This window comes from Bacteroides sp. AM23-12 (assembly GCF_003434395.1).
Classification (GTDB): domain Bacteria; phylum Bacteroidota; class Bacteroidia; order Bacteroidales; family Bacteroidaceae; genus Bacteroides; species Bacteroides thetaiotaomicron.
Genome location: NZ_QTLF01000116.1, coordinates 285 through 595 on the forward strand (window position 1 = coordinate 285; position 311 = coordinate 595).

General features: G+C 57.2%; 1 protein-coding gene. It reads left to right on the forward strand.

Annotated features, from left to right (window positions below):
• Positions 1-311: conjugative transposon protein TraK (gene traK / locus DW640_RS24275; protein ID WP_233525487.1), on the forward strand; the 311-nt coding region annotated here is incomplete at both ends.

Sequence of the window (311 nt, forward strand, 5' to 3'; positions counted from 1 at the left end):
GCAGAACCGCCCGGCGGAGGCACGGGAACATGTGCGCCGTTTCCACGAGATGTTCTTCACGCTATCACCTGAAAAAAGCGCGATTGAACACAACGTGAAACGTGCCTTGCTGCTGGCGGACAAGAGCGTGTACCACTATTATTCGGACTTCGCGGAGAAGGGGTACTACAACCGCATCATCGCCGGGAACATCAACCAAGTGCTGAAGGTGGACAGCGTGGTGTGCGACTTCAACGCCTATCCCTACCGTGCCGTGACCTACGCCACACAGAAAATCATCCGGCAGAGCAACGTCACCGAGCGCAGCCTCG